General features: G+C 68.1%; 18 protein-coding genes and 1 tRNA gene. 4 read left to right on the top strand and 15 right to left on the bottom strand.

The window, feature by feature from the left end; all coding sequences use genetic code 11:
* The first annotated feature begins 16 nt into the window (after nt 1-16).
* Together WDJ57_RS01000 and WDJ57_RS00995 are read left to right on the top strand one after the other, a co-directional pair.
* On the top strand, nt 17-334 hold the full coding sequence (locus WDJ57_RS01000; protein WP_338903047.1) for a cupin domain-containing protein: 318 nt from the start codon (nt 17-19) through the stop codon (nt 332-334).
* Nucleotides 335-437: 103 nt separating this feature from the next.
* On the top strand, nt 438-1,550 hold the full coding sequence (locus WDJ57_RS00995; protein WP_338903045.1) for a hypothetical protein: 1,113 nt from the start codon (nt 438-440) through the stop codon (nt 1,548-1,550).
* 18 nt (nt 1,551-1,568) lie between these two features.
* On the opposite strand, the gene WDJ57_RS00990 is transcribed toward WDJ57_RS00995, so the two are convergent.
* The 12 genes from WDJ57_RS00990 to WDJ57_RS00935 all read right to left on the bottom strand — a co-directional run bounded on the left by WDJ57_RS00990 (nt 1,569) and on the right by WDJ57_RS00935 (nt 11,006).
* Nucleotides 1,569-2,135 (bottom strand): DUF192 domain-containing protein, encoded by a 567-nt coding sequence (locus tag WDJ57_RS00990; protein ID WP_338903043.1) that lies wholly within the window; start codon nt 2,133-2,135, stop codon nt 1,569-1,571.
* 562 nt (nt 2,136-2,697) lie between these two features.
* Nucleotides 2,698-2,781: transfer RNA gene (locus WDJ57_RS00985), tRNA-Ser, on the bottom strand.
* Between the two features lie 26 nt (nt 2,782-2,807).
* Nucleotides 2,808-3,563, bottom strand: a complete 756-nt coding sequence (locus WDJ57_RS00980) for a hypothetical protein (RefSeq protein WP_338903042.1) — start codon at nt 3,561-3,563, stop codon at nt 2,808-2,810.
* 123 nt (nt 3,564-3,686) lie between these two features.
* Nucleotides 3,687-4,604, bottom strand: coding sequence for an alpha/beta fold hydrolase (locus tag WDJ57_RS00975; RefSeq protein WP_338903040.1), 918 nt, complete (start codon nt 4,602-4,604; stop codon nt 3,687-3,689).
* Nucleotides 4,605-5,834: a chorismate synthase gene (gene aroC, locus WDJ57_RS00970; protein ID WP_338903039.1), complete on the bottom strand. Its 1,230-nt coding sequence runs from the start codon at nt 5,832-5,834 to the stop codon at nt 4,605-4,607.
* Nucleotides 5,835-5,882: 48 nt separating this feature from the next.
* Nucleotides 5,883-6,368, bottom strand: coding sequence for a hypothetical protein (locus WDJ57_RS00965; protein ID WP_338903037.1), 486 nt, complete (start codon nt 6,366-6,368; stop codon nt 5,883-5,885).
* Nucleotides 6,369-6,671: a ribbon-helix-helix protein, CopG family gene (locus WDJ57_RS00960; protein ID WP_338903036.1), complete on the bottom strand. Its 303-nt coding sequence runs from the start codon at nt 6,669-6,671 to the stop codon at nt 6,369-6,371.
* A gap of 47 nt (nt 6,672-6,718) precedes the next feature.
* Complete coding sequence (gene aroA / locus WDJ57_RS00955) at nt 6,719-8,011, bottom strand: 3-phosphoshikimate 1-carboxyvinyltransferase (protein WP_338903034.1); 1,293 nt, start codon at nt 8,009-8,011, stop codon at nt 6,719-6,721.
* 57 nt (nt 8,012-8,068) lie between these two features.
* Nucleotides 8,069-8,962: an ABC transporter permease gene (locus tag WDJ57_RS00950; protein WP_380630232.1), complete on the bottom strand. Its 894-nt coding sequence runs from the start codon at nt 8,960-8,962 to the stop codon at nt 8,069-8,071.
* Nucleotides 8,959-9,978, bottom strand: a complete 1,020-nt coding sequence (locus WDJ57_RS00945; protein ID WP_338903032.1) for an ATP-binding cassette domain-containing protein — start codon at nt 9,976-9,978, stop codon at nt 8,959-8,961. The genes WDJ57_RS00950 and WDJ57_RS00945 overlap by 4 nt, the downstream gene beginning before the upstream one ends.
* 98 nt (nt 9,979-10,076) lie before the next feature.
* Nucleotides 10,077-10,466: a winged helix-turn-helix transcriptional regulator gene (locus tag WDJ57_RS00940; RefSeq protein WP_338903031.1), complete on the bottom strand. Its 390-nt coding sequence runs from the start codon at nt 10,464-10,466 to the stop codon at nt 10,077-10,079.
* Nucleotides 10,467-10,517: 51 nt separating this feature from the next.
* Entirely contained in the window at nt 10,518-11,006 is a 489-nt protein-coding gene (locus WDJ57_RS00935) for a halocyanin domain-containing protein (protein ID WP_338903030.1), read from the bottom strand.
* An 88-nt stretch (nt 11,007-11,094) separates the two neighbouring features.
* On the opposite strand from WDJ57_RS00935, the gene WDJ57_RS00930 reads away from it, so the two are divergent.
* Nucleotides 11,095-12,279 (top strand): M24 family metallopeptidase, encoded by a 1,185-nt coding sequence (locus tag WDJ57_RS00930; RefSeq protein WP_338903029.1) that lies wholly within the window; start codon nt 11,095-11,097, stop codon nt 12,277-12,279.
* On the opposite strand, the gene WDJ57_RS00925 is transcribed toward WDJ57_RS00930, so the two are convergent.
* On the bottom strand, nt 12,246-12,917 hold the full coding sequence (locus WDJ57_RS00925) for a class I SAM-dependent methyltransferase (RefSeq protein WP_338903028.1): 672 nt from the start codon (nt 12,915-12,917) through the stop codon (nt 12,246-12,248). The two genes, WDJ57_RS00930 and WDJ57_RS00925, sit on opposite strands and share 34 nt — an antisense overlap.
* Nucleotides 12,918-13,342: 425 nt before the next feature.
* On the opposite strand from WDJ57_RS00925, the gene WDJ57_RS00920 reads away from it, so the two are divergent.
* Nucleotides 13,343-13,552 carry a ribbon-helix-helix domain-containing protein gene (locus WDJ57_RS00920; RefSeq protein ID WP_338903027.1) on the top strand — a complete coding sequence of 70 codons (210 nt, stop codon included), beginning with the start codon at nt 13,343-13,345 and terminating at the stop codon, nt 13,550-13,552.
* Here WDJ57_RS00920 and WDJ57_RS00915 read toward each other — a convergent pair whose 3' ends face one another.
* A complete protein-coding gene (locus WDJ57_RS00915; RefSeq protein WP_338903026.1) occupies nt 13,553-13,966 on the bottom strand; it encodes a hypothetical protein in 414 nt (137 codons plus the stop codon).
* A gap of 25 nt (nt 13,967-13,991) precedes the next feature.
* Nucleotides 13,992-15,326 carry a right-handed parallel beta-helix repeat-containing protein gene (locus tag WDJ57_RS00910; protein WP_338903025.1) on the bottom strand — a complete coding sequence of 445 codons (1,335 nt, stop codon included), beginning with the start codon at nt 15,324-15,326 and terminating at the stop codon, nt 13,992-13,994.
* Nucleotides 15,327-15,353 lie beyond the last annotated feature (27 nt).

Raw genomic sequence — 15,353 nt, 5'->3', positions numbered from 1 at the left:
GTCCGTACGCGTTGCCATGTCGTACACGACAGTCCGCTACGACGAGGTCGAACCGCGCGCGCCGGGGATGCACTTCCTCCGTGACGCACTCGACTGCGAGAACCTCGGCGTCACCGTGCTGGACGTCGACTCCGGCTGGACCGGCAAGGAGCACGACCACACCCACGACTCCCAGGAGGAGGTCTACCTGCTACTCGACGGCTCCGGCAAGCTCACCGTCGACGGCGCGGACGTCCCGCTCCAGCCCGGTACCGCCGTCCGCGTCGACCCCGCCTCGACCCGACGGCTCTCCTTCGACCGGGACAGCCTGCTGGTCATCGCGGGCGCACCGTAGGCCGACGACGGCCGTGCTCGTACGTTTAACTGCCCCGGCGCGGTAGAAGCGTCCGCGCGGTCCCACTGCAAGCGGACTGCTCGGCACCGACGCAGACTCACCAATGCCAGCCGACACACCCTCGACGGCCGACACCGCCCCCTCCGGTCCCCCGAGCGGCAGGTGGACCCGCACCGTCGCGGTGGTCGTTCTCGCGGCTCTCGTGGCGGGGTCGATATTCGCCGCCAGCGCGGGTTATGACGGCGGTGACCAGCCCGAGAGGACTACCGTCTCCGGCGTGACCGGCAACACGACCGTCACTGTGAGCTACACCACTCCCGCCAACGGGACGCAACGGGTGACCGTGGCGGACGTGGACCCGGCGCTGTCAGACGCCCAGTCCGGGTGGGCAATCGTCCGGCAGTCGACGCTGCCGGCGGCGGTGGTCGACGCCGCCGGTACCTCCGGGTCGGGTATCGTCACCGTCGGACCGTGGGCGCTCGTCGGCGAGATGTCGACGGCGACGACGACCGTCGGGAACGCGACCCTGCGAGTCGTCGCGCCAAACGGCAGCAGGACCGACCCGGCGCGCAAGGCGGGCTTTCTCGCCCGCTTTCTTTCGCCGTACGCCTTCGGTCCGGCCCTGGACCGACCGATTACGATACTCGCCGCACCGCGGACGCTCCCGTCGCGGGGTCTGATGCACAGCGACCGCTCGGGGTACGTGACCCAGCACGCGTTCTGGGACGGGGAGGTCGACAGCGTCTGGATTCACGAGTACATCCACGGGCGAGAGAACGTCACGCTCGCCCCCGAGATGCGGTGGTTCGACGAGGCGGCCGCGAAGTACCTGACCTACCGCGTCCTCGAAGAGCAGTACGACCCGGTCACGGAGGCGGACATCCGGACGGAGTTCGCGACCAACCCCACCTTTCCGGACGTCCAGCTCTCGAACGCCTCCGCCGTCGCGGCGACGAGAGCCGACTACCACCGGGGCGCGAGACTGCTGTACGCCGTCGACGCGCGCATCCGCGCCGGCAGCGACGGCGAGCACACGTTCGTCGACGTGTTCCGGACGATGAACGCCCGCGACGGTGCCATCTCGGCAGCGAAGTTCGTCCGCATCGTGGAACGGCACTCCGGGCAGGAGGAGCGCTGGATTCACGCCGCGATGACACAGCGCGGGAACCTGTCGACGCTGGTCGAGCCGGCTGGCGAGGGCGTGTTCGACGACTGACGCGGCCGGCCCGGCGGGTCACTCCGGGAGGCTGAACGCGAGCACGTCGCCCGCCTCGATGCCGCGCTCGGTCGTCCAGTGCTCGTTGACCTCCAGCACGTACTGGCCGCGGCCGGGATAGTGCTGGTCGTCGCCGTCCTCGTTCGGTCCGGGTGCGGGCGCGTGGTGGATGCGCGTGATGACGCCCTCGGCGTCGGCGTAGACGATGTCGATGCCGAAGTCCATCTCCCGCATGACGAACGTCCGGTCGGCCACCGCCGAGTAGACGAACAGCATGCCGCGGTCCTCCGGCAGCGCAGCCGTGTCGCTCAGTCCGGTGTAACGGAGCTGTCCGGTGTCCGCGATTGCCGCCGTGATGGACCCGAGAACGCGCCCGCCCGGCGTCTGCACCTCCACTTCTGTCGCCTCGTACCCGGCGTGGACTGGCTCCGCGGTGGGCGTCGATGTCCGTGTCTCGGTCTCCCGGACCGTCGTCTCCGTCGCGGTGTCGGCTGCTTCGCTCGATGCGCCGGCACAGCCCGCGAGTCCGACCGCGACGGCGCCCGCGCCGCTGTCGAGAAACTGCCGTCTTGAGAGCCGAGCCATAGCTACCCGTTCGGGACTCGACCGATTACTGTTTTCGCTCCGCCGGGTCGCGCGAGGCGTCGAAAAGCGTCGGGGTGGGGAACAGCCTGGAGGGGCCGTCAGTCAGCGGAAGCGGATGGAGAGGCCGTCAGTCAGCGGATGGAGGGGCTATTCGGAGGGCTCGTCGGGACGTCGCCGTTTCCGCGCACGCTGTGCCCGGATGCTGTCGGCGATGTCGCGTTCGTCGGAGTCGCTGCGTGTCATGGGGCTCACACCGACAGTCGTCGTGTCGGCATCACTTGCTACGGTAGGGGATATAAAGAAACGAACGAACACTCAAATCCCGATTTTAGTTATCAGCGTCGCTAGAGCGCCGAATCTTGTCATCTGGTAGCGCACCACTCGTGCGCGACTGGTCTCCGTCACATCCCGGCGGAGACGCGTTGCTCACCGGGCGAGTTCTCGGAGCAAAAGCGGTAGGGATGGGATTTGAACCCGATGCCAGACCTCACTCCGTTCGGTCTGCCGTGATTCAAATCCCAGCGTAGGGTTCGGCGCGGCGCGCTCGTGCGCCGCGCACTCACGGTGGGGATGGGATTTGAACCCATGAGTCCTCTCGGACACCTGCTCTCAAGGCAGGCGCATTAGGCCGCTCTGCCACCCCACCGCGGCCCAAACTTCCACGTCAGGTCCCTAAGAACTGTCGGATGTCCGCGCGACTGTCAGTCCGTCGTCGGTCGACTCCGCGTACAGTCCGAGGCTGTCGATGACCGTCGCCGTCTCTACCGGGACCTTCCGGCCCGCACGGAGGCGCGCCCGGACCTGCGTCACCAGGTCGGCGAGGTCCGCCCCACTCTCGACGACCGGCGTCTGTGGCAGGAAGTCGACGTCGAGATCGGCGTCCCGCGCCCGGTCGGTCAGCGTCTCGATTGCCGGCGCGGCGTACGCGTCGTCGAAATCGACCGGTTCGGCGAAGCCGGCGAAGTAGACCCGCCCGCCGGTCCCCGGCCCGAGCACCACGTCGCTGTTGCGGAGCTTCATCGCCGCCGAGCCGATCTCCTCCCGCCCGAGGAACGGGCCGGTCGGCTCCACGAGCGCCACCGTCCGCTCCGCCTCGGTGTTCAGGAGGTGTGTCGCGGTGTTGCCGGCCCGGCCGGCGAAGGTCTCGCCGACCTGGACCTCGTACCGGACGTCGCTCGGCTGTTCGAGGTCCCCGCTCAGCACATCTCGGAGCCGTTGTTCGGAGTCGACGTCGCCGGGCACCTGCTCGGAGTCGCGGTAGTTCACCAGGAGGTCGGCACCGCTGTCCTGAATCGCGCGGCAGACGTCGGTGAGCATCGCGCTGTACAGCTCTGTCGCTTCCGCTGCCGTCAGCGGCGTCGTCCCGGGGAGACCCGACAGCACGAACCCCTCGACCGGCGGGTCTGCGAGCACTGCGACCGTTGCCATACCCGCTCGTCGGGCCGGCACCGTCTTGGCGCTTGTTGTTCGGGTTCTCTGCCGACCCACTCAGGAGAGGTCGAGCCGAACAGCCACAGAGGGGAGACGGCGTCGTCGCTGGCCTCGGCGCAGCTACTCGATTCCCAGGAAGGCAGCAGCGTCCGCGGCAGTCTCTGCGGGTGCCTCCTCCATCGGGACGTGGCCGACGCCGGGGTAGGTCTCCATCGTCGCGTCGGGAATCTCGTGGACGAACCGCTCGCCGAGTGCCGGCGGCAGCCAGTCGTCCTCCTCGCCCCACTGGACCAGCGTCGGGCACTCGACGGCCATCGGCTCCATCGGGGCCGGACGTGCGGCCTCGACCAGCTGGAGGACGGCCCGGCGGTTCCCCGTCCGCAGGACGAGGTCGTGATAGCGCCGCACCACGTCGGAGGTGAGCTTCGACGGGTCGCCGTAGGCGTCCCGGAGGATGCTCCTGACCGAGGACCGCGGCGTCACGTAGCGCGGGACCATCTCCCACCCCGGCTGGGAGAACAGCCGCGCAGCCCGTGGAACGACGTTCTGGCGGCCCGCGTCGAGCAACAACAGTTTCTCGACCCGCTCGGGATAGGTCGCGGCGAAGCGCCAGCCGATGGCACCACCCAGCGAGTTCCCGGCGACGGCGACGTCCTCCAGACCGAGTGCCTCGCAGAACTCCTCGAGCGTCTCCACGTAGTGCGAGAGGCTGTACTCGCGTTGCTCGTTCGGCCCCGTCAGTCCGAACCCGGGCAGGTCGAGGCGCACCAGCCGCACGTCGTCGCCCAGCGCCCTTTGCCAGCCGTCCCAGGTGTGGAGCGACGAGTAGACGCCGTGCAGTGCAAGCAGCGTCGGCGCGTCCTCGGGACCCTGGTCGCGGTAGTGAACGCGAGCGCCGGCGACGTCCGCGAACGCGGACGCACCGTTCGTGTAGCGCGCTTCGAGGAGGCTCCCCGGGATGTCTGGCTGGAACGGTGCGAACTCGGCGTAGTTCTCCCGTGCGAGCAGCGTCGTCGTCGCGGTGAACGGCCCGAACATCTATTCCTCGTCCAGCGTCTCGGCGCTCGTCGCCGCGTCCTCGGGGTCGTTGACGGGGCTCTGCGGGTGGTAGTCGGTGTCGTACTCGCCGGGTCGGTCGTCCAGCCGGTCGGGGTTGATGCGCCCCCCGAGCAGCATGAAGTCCAGAATCGTCAGGCGCAGCATCGCTTCGACGACCGGGACCGCGCGGGGCATCAGCACGGGATCGTGCCGGCCGACGACCTGTATCTCCTTGCGCTCGCCAGTCTCCCAGTCGACCGTCTCCTGGGATTTGGGGATGGACGTCGGCGCGTGCCAGGTCGCCTCGCCGTAGATGGGCTCGCCGGTCGTGATGCCGCCCTGGAGCCCGCCGTGGTCGTTGCCCTCGGGCACGGGGTCGCCCTCCTCGCTGACCGTCTCTGGGTGGGATTCGCCGTCGTCGAACTCCCAGTCCTCGTTGCGCTCCTTGCCGCGCATCGTCCGGGCGTCTCGGCCCTTTCCGAACTGGAAGGCCGTCGTCGCCGGAATCGAGAAGATGGCCTGCCCGAGGCGGGCGGGGAACGAGTCGAACCGCGGCGCACCGAGTCCGCGCGGAACGCCGCGACACTCGAAGTAGACGGAGCCGCCGATGGAGTCGCCCTCCTGCTGGTACTGGTCGATGGCCTCGCGCATCTCCTCGGCCGTCTCGGGGTGGGCACACCGGACCTCGTTGTCCTCGGTGTGTTCGAGCATCTCCTCGAAGGTGACTTCGGGAGCCTCGATGTCGCCCACCTGGTTGACGTGTGCCTTGACCTGCACGTCGTAGTCGGACTGGTCGAGGACTTCCTTTGCGATTGCGCCCGCCGCGACCCAGTTGACCGTCTCGCGGGCCGACGAGCGGCCGCCCCCGCCCCAGTTGCGCGTGCCGAACTTCGCCGAGTACGTGTAGTCGCCGTGAGACGGTCGCGGTGCCGTCACGAAGGGTTCGTACTTGCCCGACCGGGCGTCCTTGTTCTGGATGACCATGCCGATGGGCGTCCCGGTCGTGTAGCCGTCCTGCAGCCCGGACTTGATGGACACCTTGTCGGGTTCCCCGCGCGAGGTGGTTATCATCGACTGGCCCGGCTTGCGCCGGTCGAGTTCCGCCTGAATCGCATCCTCGTCGAGTTCGACGCCGGCGGGGACCCCGGAGACGGTACAGCCCATGGCTTTCCCGTGGGACTCCCCGTACGTGGTCACCTGAAAGAGCCTGCCGAAGCGGTTGCCGTTCATTGCTATTGGGTGTGAAGCGCTGGCATTTAGATGTTGAGATACCAGTGCTCACTCCTCGAACAATCGACGGGCACGTCGATAGATGGGCGATTCCAGCCAGTCGCGGTCCGCGCCAATCGCATTCAGACGTGCCAGCGCCTCCTCTCTGTCGAGAACTCCCCGCGTGACCAGGGCTCGCAGCAGAAACGGTGAAATCGCGACTCGCGCGCCGGTCGCCGACTCCAGTTCCGGGAGTGCCCGCAGGTCGTCAGTCAGGAGGAAGTCCGCCCCCAGTTCGGTGGCGAGGATGGCACAGCTTCCTTCCCCGGCGTCGATGCGTGAGGACTCTATCGCTTCATCGACATCGTGGGTGCTCAAGGTCTCCTGGTCGATGACGGTTGTCGCCGCTTCGGCGTGCCGGTCATCGTACTCGGCTGTCTCCCGGAGTTCCGCGACGACGGTCACAGTCGTGTGGACGTCGAACTCGTCGAGCGTCGTCTCCAGTATCCCTCCCGTCGCCAGGGAGATGAGCGCGCTCGTGTCCGCGACAATCATCTACAACTCTGCGATGTCGTCCGCGACGTCTTCGCCCCGTTCGAGCAGGGACTTCGATGCTCTGGCCGCCTCGGCATCCTGTCGCCCGATGACGGCTTTGAGCGCGTCGAATCCGATTTCGCCGTCGAGGTACAGTTCGACCACGTGCTCGCGGAACGCCTCGTCGCCCTCGATGTCCGCAAGGTACTCCCTGAGCGCCTCGGTCACGATGTCAGTCCGGTCCCTGTGGGTTACCTCTGCCGCGATATCGGCTTTCTCGACAAGTTCGTCAGGGAGCCGGAAGTTCACTCGTTTCGTTCCCATCGCTGGTGTATGTACGTTGTACGTACTCGTTGAAAAGGATTCGCCGCCTACGGCCGGCCCACGTCCGCGCCGAGCCCGGCCAGCACGTCGAAGAAGTCCGGGAAGGACACGTCGACGTGCTCGGCCCCGCGAATCGTCGTCGTCCCGTCGGCGACCAGCCCGGCCACCGCCAGTGACATGATGATGCGGTGGTCGTCGCGGCCGTCGACCGTCGCGCCGGACAGCGTCGAGTCGCCGCCGTGGACGGTCAGCGTCTCCTGTTCCTCCTCGACGCTCGCGCCCATCTTCGTCAGCGCCTCGGCCATCGCGCTCACGCGGTCGGTCTCCTTGTAGCGGACGTGCTCGGCGTTCGTGATGCGGGTCGTCCCGTCGGCGGCCGCGCCGAGCACCGCGATGGTCGGCAGGAGGTCCGGGGTGTCCTCGACGCTCACCTCGATGCCGTCGAGGGCGCTCTGTTCGACCGTTATCTCGCCAGCGTCGCGGTCCCAGTCGATTGCCGCGCCCATCTCCTCCAGGATGTCGACGATGGCCTGGTCGCCCTGCGCGCTCGGGCGAGCGCCGGCGACGGTCACAGCATCGTCGCCCGCCAGTGCGCCCGCCGCGAGGAGGTAGGACATCGAGGAGAAGTCGCCGGGCACGTCGTACTCCCCGCCGGAGGGACTGTAGGACTGGAACCCGGCCACCGAGAAGCCGCGCTTGGTTCGGCGGGCGGTGACGCCGAACGCGTCCATCACCTCCAGCGTGATGTCGACGTAGGGGGCGGATTTGAGTTCGGTCTGGAGCGCGAGGTCGATGCCGGCGTCAGTGGTCGCCCCGGCCATCAGCAGGGCGGTGATGAACTGCGAGGAGACATCGCCGGGGATGGCCGTCGTACCGCCGGTGATTGGGCCGCCGATTACCAGCGGGGCCTGGCCGTTCCCGCGGGTCGACTCGGCGCGGCCGGCCAGCTGGTCGATGGACTGCAGGAGCGGCCCCTGCGGGCGGGACCGCAGCGAGTCGTCGCCGGTCAGGACTGTCAGCCCGTCCGCGAGACCCGCCGCGGCCGTGACCAGCCGCATCGTCGTCCCGCTGTTGGCGCAGTCGATGACGTCGTCCGGGACTTCGGGGTCTCCGTCGAAGCCCTCGACGGCCAGCGTCTGCGCCGCCTGGTCGTAGGAGACTGTCCCGCCGAAGGCCTCGACGGCGCGCATCGTCGCCCCGGTGTCGGCGCTCATCAGGGGGTCGTTGATGGTCGCGCCGTCGGCGTACCCCGCGGCGAGAATCGCGCGGTGGGTGTAGCTCTTCGAGGGCGGGGCCTGTGTCCGCCCCCGAACTGTCGACTGAGAGATGTCCGCGTCCATGGTCTCTGCTCACGGCCCGCCCGTATCACAGTATCGGACGCGGAGAGTCTGTCCGCGCTACTGGACGTCCGCGCTGGTCGCCCGCCGGAGCATGATGACGGCCAGCGTGCCGAAGAGGATATCCAGGACGAGCAGGATTGCCAGTGCGGGGACCAGCGTGTTCCAGATGCCGCCGAAGCCGGTCACCTCCAGCACCGTCATCACGTCCTGATTCAGGATGATGGCCCGCGCGGCGTCGACGCCGTACGTGACGGGGTTGAACGTCGCGACGGTCTGAATCCACTCCGGCAGCGCCTCCAGCGGGAGGAAGGCAGTCGAGACGAACAGAAGCGGGAACTGCAGCAGGTTCGCGCCGATGATGGTCGACTCCTGGTCGCGCGTGATGACGGCGACGATGTTCGAGAAGGACATGAACCAGATGGCAAAGAGGATACCGACGGCTACGATGCCCAGCGCGCCGACGATACCGGTCTCGATGGTCGCCCCGAGGACGACGCCGAGGCCGAGGATGATGGCAATCTGGATACCGATGCGCAGCAGTTCCGCGCCGCTCTTGCCGGCGAAGACACCGACGCGGCTCATCGGGCTCACCAGCACCTTCTCGAACATCCCCTGTTCGATGTCGTTGACGAGGCCGACACCCGATGTTGCGGCCGCGGCCAGCGCCACCTGCATCGCGATGGCGGGCACGAGGTAGGTCTCGTAGGTGAGACTCGCGCCGCCGCGGTTGATGGCCCCGGTGGCGACGCCGCCGAACACCTGCGTAAAGAGGACGAGGAAGATGATGGGCTGGACGAGCGAGACGACCAGGACGAACGGGTTGCGGACGGCCTTGAGATTCCAGCGCTTGAAGTTCACCCAGAAGTCGCCGACGAACGTGTTGTTCGTCTCGCCGACGGAGGTGCTCGCCGCCTCGCTGGCGGCGCTCCCGTCTTGCGAGGGTGTACTCACTGGGCCACCTCCGTCGGCTCCGTCGGCTCCGTCTCCGCGCCGTCGTCCTCGACGGACTCGTCGACGTGCTCGCCGGTGATGGCGAGGAACACGTCGTCGAGCGTCGGCGCGCGGACGTTGAAGCCGGTCACCGTCAGCCCGGCGTCGCGCAGCGCGACGAGCAGGTCCGTGCCGTGCGAGCGGGCGCGTTCCGAGGTGACGCTGATGCCGTCGTCGGTCACTTCGATGCTGACGCCGCTCTCGAAGATGGCCGACTCGTGTGCGACCCGCGCAGCGCGCTCGTTGGCCTCCTGCCCGTCGGCGAGTTCGATGTCGAGAATCTCGCCGCCGACGCGCCGCTTGAGTTCCGTCGGCGACCCCTCGGCGACGATTTCCCCGCTATTGATGACGCCGATGCGGTCACAGAGCTGGTCGGCCTCCTCCAGGTACTGCGTGGTCAGGAAGATGGTCGTCCCCTGGTCGTTGATGCGCCGGAAGTACTCCCACAGGCGGTTGCGCGCCTTCGGGTCCAGCCCGGTCGTCGGCTCGTCCAGGAACACCAGCGGCGGCCGGTGGACCAGCGACGTTGCCGCGTCCAGGCGCTTGCGCATCCCGCCGGAGAAGTCGTCGGCCCGCTTGTCGGCCACGTCCGCGAGGTCCACCAGGTCCAGCAGTTCGTCGATGCGCTCGCCGCGCTCGCCCCGGGGGACGCCGTAGGACTCGCAGGCGAAGGCGAGGTTCTCGCGAGCGGTCAGTTCGGGGTCGATGCTCGTCTCCTGTGGCATGTAACCGATGGACCCGCGGACGTTCCGGGCCTCGCGCTCGACGTCGAACCCGTTGACTGTCACCCGGCCGCCGGTCGGTTTCAGCAGCGTCGCCAGAATCTTGATAGTCGTCGTCTTGCCGGCTCCGTTGGGACCGAGAAAGCCGAAGAACTCGCCACGCGGGACGGTCAGGTCGACGCCACGGACTGCCTCCGTGCCGTCGGAGTAGGTCAACGCGACGCCTTCCGCCTCGATGGCGTTCTCGCCGTTCATGTCCCCCTCTTACGGATTCTGAAGTGATATACCTTCGACAGTGTCGCCCCGTAGTAACTACTGACCCCCGAAGTCGGGGGTCGCGGAGCGGTCCCGGTTCACTCCCCGTCTGCGTCCATTCCCGTCTCCAGACCGTGCGTCTCCGCCCAGTTGCGAAGTTCCTCGAAGACGCTGGCCAGGTCCAGCGCGCGCTGGGTGGCCTCGTACTCGACCCGCGGCGGAATCTCGTCGTAGGAACGCCGCTCCAGCAGGCCGGCGTCGACCAGTTCCGCCAGCCGGTTCGACAGCGTGTTCGGCGAGATGCCGAGCGTCCGCTCCAGTTCCGAGAAGCGCCAGGGCCGTTGCTCCTGCCGGACGACGTAGAACAGAATCGCCATCGCGTGCGAGCGCCCGAGCAGCGAGAACAGTTCCGTCGCCGGGTGGCCCCCGTCGTACTCACCGGGGATGGGCGGGTCCGACTCCTCTGCGTCCGTAGAGGGCTCTCTCATGGTCGTTACTACCGATTGTGAAGTATTGGATGTTTGGGTCCGAGCGGCCCGCTACTCGATGGAGCCGACGGCGACGACGCCCTTCATCCCGACGCGCTGGTGGGGGGTGCAGTAGTACTCGTAGACGCCCTCGGACTCGAAGGTGTGCTCGAAGTGGGGCCCGGCCTCGTAGTAGATTTCGCTCCGGAAGGCACCGCCGGGACTGACGACGTCGTGTGCGCCGCCGTTGCCGGTCCACTCCCAGACGACTGTCGTTCCCGGGTCGACGGCGATTGCGGCCGGCGCGTAGGCGCGGGAACCACCGTTGCCCAGCGCCCCGACTGTGACCGTCGTCTCCGCCTGGTCGCGGGCGTCGACGACTGACCCGTCGAAGTTGGTCGTCGTGGCGAGCCAGCCGTCGAAAGATGCGTCCGCTGTCAGCGTCGGCCGGGGCGTCCCGGAGGGGGTTGCGGCGCTCCCGCCGGAACAGCCAGCCAGCGCGGCGATGCCCAGACTCCCGACGCCGAGCAGGTACTGCCGTCGTGTCCGCTGCTGGTCCATACCAGAAGGTACGGCAGGCGAGGGGAAAACCTGTCTATTTCCGGCGCGCGACGACGAGATATTTACTGGTGGCGCCCGGAGCGCCTGTATGGACCCCGACCTCTCCGGACTCGACGCGGCACTCGACGAGCAAGGCGTCGACGGCTACCTCGTCCACGCCGACTCGACCGACTCCGACCAGCTCTATCTCTCCGGGTTCGACGCCCCGGACCCGTTCGTGACGCTGTACGACGGCGACGTCAGACTGCTGTTCGTCCGCAGCCTCGAATACGGCCGCGCGGTCCAGGAGAGCCGCGCGGCGACAGTCGAGCGCTTCGTCGACTTCGACCACCAGGCGAAAGTCGAGGAGTACGGCCAGCGCGAGGCGGCCGACCGCGTGCTCGCGGCGTTTCTCGACAGCCACGGCGTGCAGTCGGTGGCGGTCCCGCCGAAGTTCCCGCTGCAGACCGCCGACGGCCTCCGCGAGCAGGACGTCGCCGTCGAGGTTGACGATGACAGCACGGTCACCGGCATCCGCGCCACCAAGACCGACGAGGAGGTGGACCACGTCCGCGCCGCACAGCGGGCCAACGAGGCTGCCATGGCGCGCGCCGAGGAACTCGTCGACGGCGCGACGGTCGACGACGACGGCCACCTCCGCCACGACGGCGAGGTGCTGACCAGCGAGCGCGTCAAGGAGGAGATAGAGGTCACGCTGTTGCGCCACGGCTGTGCGCTCGACGAGACCATCGTCGCCTGCGGCGCGGACGCGGCCGACCCCCACGACCGCGGCAGCGGGCCGCTGTCGGCCGGCGAGGCCATCATCGTCGACATCTTCCCGCGGGACAAGGCCTCGAAGTACCACGCGGACATGACGCGGACGTTCTGCCACGGGGAGCCGAGCGAGACGATTCGCGAGTGGTACGACCTGACGGCGGAGGCGAAGGAGGCCGCGCTGGACGCGCTCGAACCGGGCGTCACGGGTGAGACGGTCCACGACGTCGTGTGCGACGTCTACGAGGACGCGGGCCAGCCGACGCTGCGCAGCGACGAGCGCACCGAGACGGGATTCATCCACAGCACCGGCCACGGCGTCGGGCTGGACGTGCACGAACTACCGGGCCTCGGACCCGGCGGTGGCGAACTCCGGCCGGGCCACGTCGTCACCATCGAACCGGGGCTGTACGACCCCGAGGTCGGCGGCGTCCGCATCGAGGACATCGTGGTCGTCACCGAGGACGGCTACGAGAACCTGACCGACTACCCCGAGACGTTCGTCGTCGGGGACGACTGACTGTCGGCGCGTTTCTCCGCGGTGGTGACGCGCACCAACCGTGGGTGCCACACTGGACCGGCCACGTGCGTCTCGACGCCGTGCCAGCCGGCCGCGAGGGCGTTCTCCCGCGCCTCTCGCTCGTCGGCGGTGTGAAACAGGGCCTCGTTCGCCAGCGCCGCCCAGTTCTCCATGGGGTTCCACGACGGGACTCGCGTCCGATTGAAGCCGGCGACGAGCAACCGCCCACCCGGCCGCGTCACGCGCCGGGCCTCCGCCAGCGCCGCCTCCGGGTCGGGAAAGAAGATGACTGCGCCGACGGAGACTACGGCGTCGAAGGTTTCGGACGCGTAGGGCAGGTGCGCTGCGTCGCCTCGCACGTACCGGACGTCGGCCGCGGCCTCCCGGGCCTGCGCGAGCTGTGGGCGACTGTGGTCGAGCGCGTCGACGGTGCCGGCCCGCCCGCCAAGTTGCCGACTGGTCGCGCCGGTGCCGCAGCCGACGTCGAGGACGTGCGCGTCCGACCGGAGACCGAACTCCGAGAGCACCGCGCGCTGGAGCGACGCGGGCCAGAACGTCTCGCCGACCAGCGGGTCGTACAGCCGGGAGACCAGCCGATACCACCGCCGTGCCGCGGTCCTGTCCTGGAGGAGTCCCATGCATGGCCGACGGCTTCAGAACACTTGACACTTTCTCGGCCGGTGGATTTCATCATTAACTTTTATTATGTTCGGGGGTGCACTACGGAGTACGATGCTCGCGGTACGCGCTGTACGCCGTTCGCTTTGACTCACTGAGCGTCGCCTTACGACTATCCTGCGGCCGGACGGAAACAATGAGCACACACCCACAATCCACACCCACGACACCGACACGACCCCAGACACGTACCACGAGCATACGGTTCACGACGGGAAACGCCCCGCGGACGTTCTGCCCGGACAACACCGACCCCTGTCCCCAGATGTTCGCCGACAAGTGGACCGCAACCGAGCAGTGACTCGTCCTACCCGCTGTTCTCGCCGCGACCGGCAGACGACCGGCTGACACAACTCCTTTCCGCCGTCGCGTCCTCGCTCCAGTCATGACGGAGTACACCACGGTCTCGATACCGAAGGACCTGGGCGACCGGGTCGAGGAGACCATCGAGGGGACGAGCTTCTCCAGCACGAGCGACCTGGTCCGGTTTCTCCTGCGCAGCATCGTCATCCAGCACCAGCGACAGGGCGAACTGACGGAGGCCGAGTTCGCGGAAATCGCAGACCAGCTAGAGGACCTGGGCTACCTGAACTGACTACAGCGCCGCGTCCTCTTCGGGGGGCTCGATGTCGAGTATGGTCAGCGCCTGCTCGCGGCCGTGCCGGTCGAACGCCGCCAGCGAGTCCTCCTCCCACGGCGGAACGGCGACGAAGACGACCTCCTTCAGGTCGTCGCGCTTTGACAGCCGCAGGTCCCCGCGCGGGTGCGAGACGAACCGCCCCTGGGTCTGTCCGACCGGCATCCCGAGGTCGACGCCGAAGACGGCGTTGACGGGTCTGGCGGCGTTTGGCATGTAGAAGTGCGTGAACACCGGTGTCTCCGGGGCCAGGTTCGACTCCGGGATGTCCCCGGCCGAGGTGACAGCCAGCGGTATCGTCGTCTCCTCCGGTTCGCTCTCGCTGGCCAGGCGCAACAACGTCTCGACGAGCCCCCGGGTCGCGTACAGCACATCCGTTGCTAAGGTCCCGGGATACTTAGCCCCCCGGCCTCTCGCCGGCGCGACAGCCGGCCGACCCGTGGCCGGCGATGGTGTCGTCGGGGACGCGCACGACCCCGGCCTCGTCACCGCCGGCTGGCGCGTCGTCGCTTTGGACCACTGCAACGACGCCATCCTCCCGCACAGTCGCTGTAATGGTGCCACTCCGCGGGTCGACGGAGGCGTTCGCGACGGGACGCCACTCCCGGCCGTCGAAGCGGCGCACTTCGACGCCGCCGTCGAGTGCTGTGCTGTCGAACCCGCCGAACGTGACGGTTACCGCCGCCGCGACGCCGGTGACATTCACACCCGCCGACGCCAGGGCTCCCCCGGCGAGGGTCGCCAGCTTCTCCGTGTCGACGCGGGCGACGGAGACGGGTTCGTCCGTGAAGCCCACAGTGATGCCCCCGCCGAGGTCGACCCGGTCTGCGCTGAAGGTTCCCATCTGCCGGAGAATCGCCGGGCCGGCGTTGTCCCGGACGGTCACGTTCAGGAGGCTGTCGTTGCCGGCGAAGTCGCCGACGACGCCGGGACCGTCGGTGTCCTCGACCACGGCGTCCCGTACCGTGTTCTGCGAACTATCGGAGAACAGGAGTCCCGCACCGGTGTTGTTCCGGACGGAGACGCCCTCGAAGACGTTGTCGAAGGTGTCCGTCGAGAGGTAGATGCCCGAGGAGAAGTACACGCTGCCCCCGTTGCCGGTCGCGCGCACGTCGTCGAAGGTGTTCCGGAAGACACCGCCGGTGGAGAACAGACCCGTGTCGGCGTTGTCCCGAAGTTCCAGCCCGCGGAACGTGCTGCGCCCGACACCGCGCAGGGACATCCCGATTCTGTTGTCCGTGGCGGCGATGTCACGCACTTCGACCCCGGTGGAATCCTGGAGATAGATGCCCCTGTCGGCGTTGGTCCGGGCGGTTACAGCCCGGAAGTGGACTCCCTCCTCGCCGCCGAAGAGAGCGACGCCAGTCCCCCAGTTCTCGACGGTGACGTTCTCTATCGTCACGTCACTGATTGTCTCGATCTCCGACCGGCGAATCAGGATGCCGGTCCCGGTTCCGTTCCGGCCGGCGACGGCGTAGCCGCTCCCGTCCAGCGTGACGCCGTCGGTCCGGACGCGGATGCAGACCAACTCGTCGTCGGTTTGCGTTCCCGCGGGTAGGGACAGGTCCCCCACGAGTTCGTAGGTGCCCGACTCCGTGATGGTCGTACACGCATCGATTTCCCGAGTGGCACCGTCGTCGCCCGCTTCTACAGGCGGACTCGCGGCCGCGACCAGTCCGGCCCCGACGAGCAGTAGTACAGTCCCACCAAGAAGCAGTCGAGAGACGTTCATGCGTGGCGTCCCCCTCGCGGCAGGAAA

The sequence above is a fragment of the Salinibaculum sp. SYNS191 genome (assembly GCF_037338445.1).
In the GTDB taxonomy this organism is placed as follows: Archaea; Halobacteriota; Halobacteria; order Halobacteriales; family Haloarculaceae; genus Salinibaculum; species Salinibaculum marinum.
The sequence above is the reverse complement of the archived record's forward strand: the minus strand, read 5'-3'. Positions and strand labels throughout refer to the sequence as shown.

What these genes read in the sequence shown, in the direction of transcription:
- WDJ57_RS01000 (WP_338903047.1), top strand. Translation starts at nt 17, where the DNA reads ATGTCGTACACGACAGTCCGCTACGACGAGGTCGAACCGCGCGCGCCG.
- WDJ57_RS00995 (WP_338903045.1), top strand. Translation starts at nt 438, where the DNA reads ATGCCAGCCGACACACCCTCGACGGCCGACACCGCCCCCTCCGGTCCC.
- WDJ57_RS00990 (WP_338903043.1), bottom strand. Translation starts at nt 2,135, where the DNA reads ATGGCTCGGCTCTCAAGACGGCAGTTTCTCGACAGCGGCGCGGGCGCC.
- WDJ57_RS00980 (WP_338903042.1), bottom strand. Translation starts at nt 3,563, where the DNA reads ATGGCAACGGTCGCAGTGCTCGCAGACCCGCCGGTCGAGGGGTTCGTG.
- WDJ57_RS00975 (WP_338903040.1), bottom strand. Translation starts at nt 4,604, where the DNA reads ATGTTCGGGCCGTTCACCGCGACGACGACGCTGCTCGCACGGGAGAAC.
- aroC (WP_338903039.1), bottom strand. Translation starts at nt 5,834, where the DNA reads ATGAACGGCAACCGCTTCGGCAGGCTCTTTCAGGTGACCACGTACGGG.
- WDJ57_RS00965 (WP_338903037.1), bottom strand. Translation starts at nt 6,368, where the DNA reads ATGATTGTCGCGGACACGAGCGCGCTCATCTCCCTGGCGACGGGAGGG.
- WDJ57_RS00960 (WP_338903036.1), bottom strand. Translation starts at nt 6,671, where the DNA reads ATGGGAACGAAACGAGTGAACTTCCGGCTCCCTGACGAACTTGTCGAG.
- aroA (WP_338903034.1), bottom strand. Translation starts at nt 8,011, where the DNA reads ATGGACGCGGACATCTCTCAGTCGACAGTTCGGGGGCGGACACAGGCC.
- WDJ57_RS00945 (WP_338903032.1), bottom strand. Translation starts at nt 9,978, where the DNA reads ATGAACGGCGAGAACGCCATCGAGGCGGAAGGCGTCGCGTTGACCTAC.
- WDJ57_RS00940 (WP_338903031.1), bottom strand. Translation starts at nt 10,466, where the DNA reads ATGAGAGAGCCCTCTACGGACGCAGAGGAGTCGGACCCGCCCATCCCC.
- WDJ57_RS00935 (WP_338903030.1), bottom strand. Translation starts at nt 11,006, where the DNA reads ATGGACCAGCAGCGGACACGACGGCAGTACCTGCTCGGCGTCGGGAGT.
- WDJ57_RS00930 (WP_338903029.1), top strand. Translation starts at nt 11,095, where the DNA reads ATGGACCCCGACCTCTCCGGACTCGACGCGGCACTCGACGAGCAAGGC.
- WDJ57_RS00925 (WP_338903028.1), bottom strand. Translation starts at nt 12,917, where the DNA reads ATGGGACTCCTCCAGGACAGGACCGCGGCACGGCGGTGGTATCGGCTG.
- WDJ57_RS00920 (WP_338903027.1), top strand. Translation starts at nt 13,343, where the DNA reads ATGACGGAGTACACCACGGTCTCGATACCGAAGGACCTGGGCGACCGG.
- WDJ57_RS00910 (WP_338903025.1), bottom strand. Translation starts at nt 15,326, where the DNA reads ATGAACGTCTCTCGACTGCTTCTTGGTGGGACTGTACTACTGCTCGTC.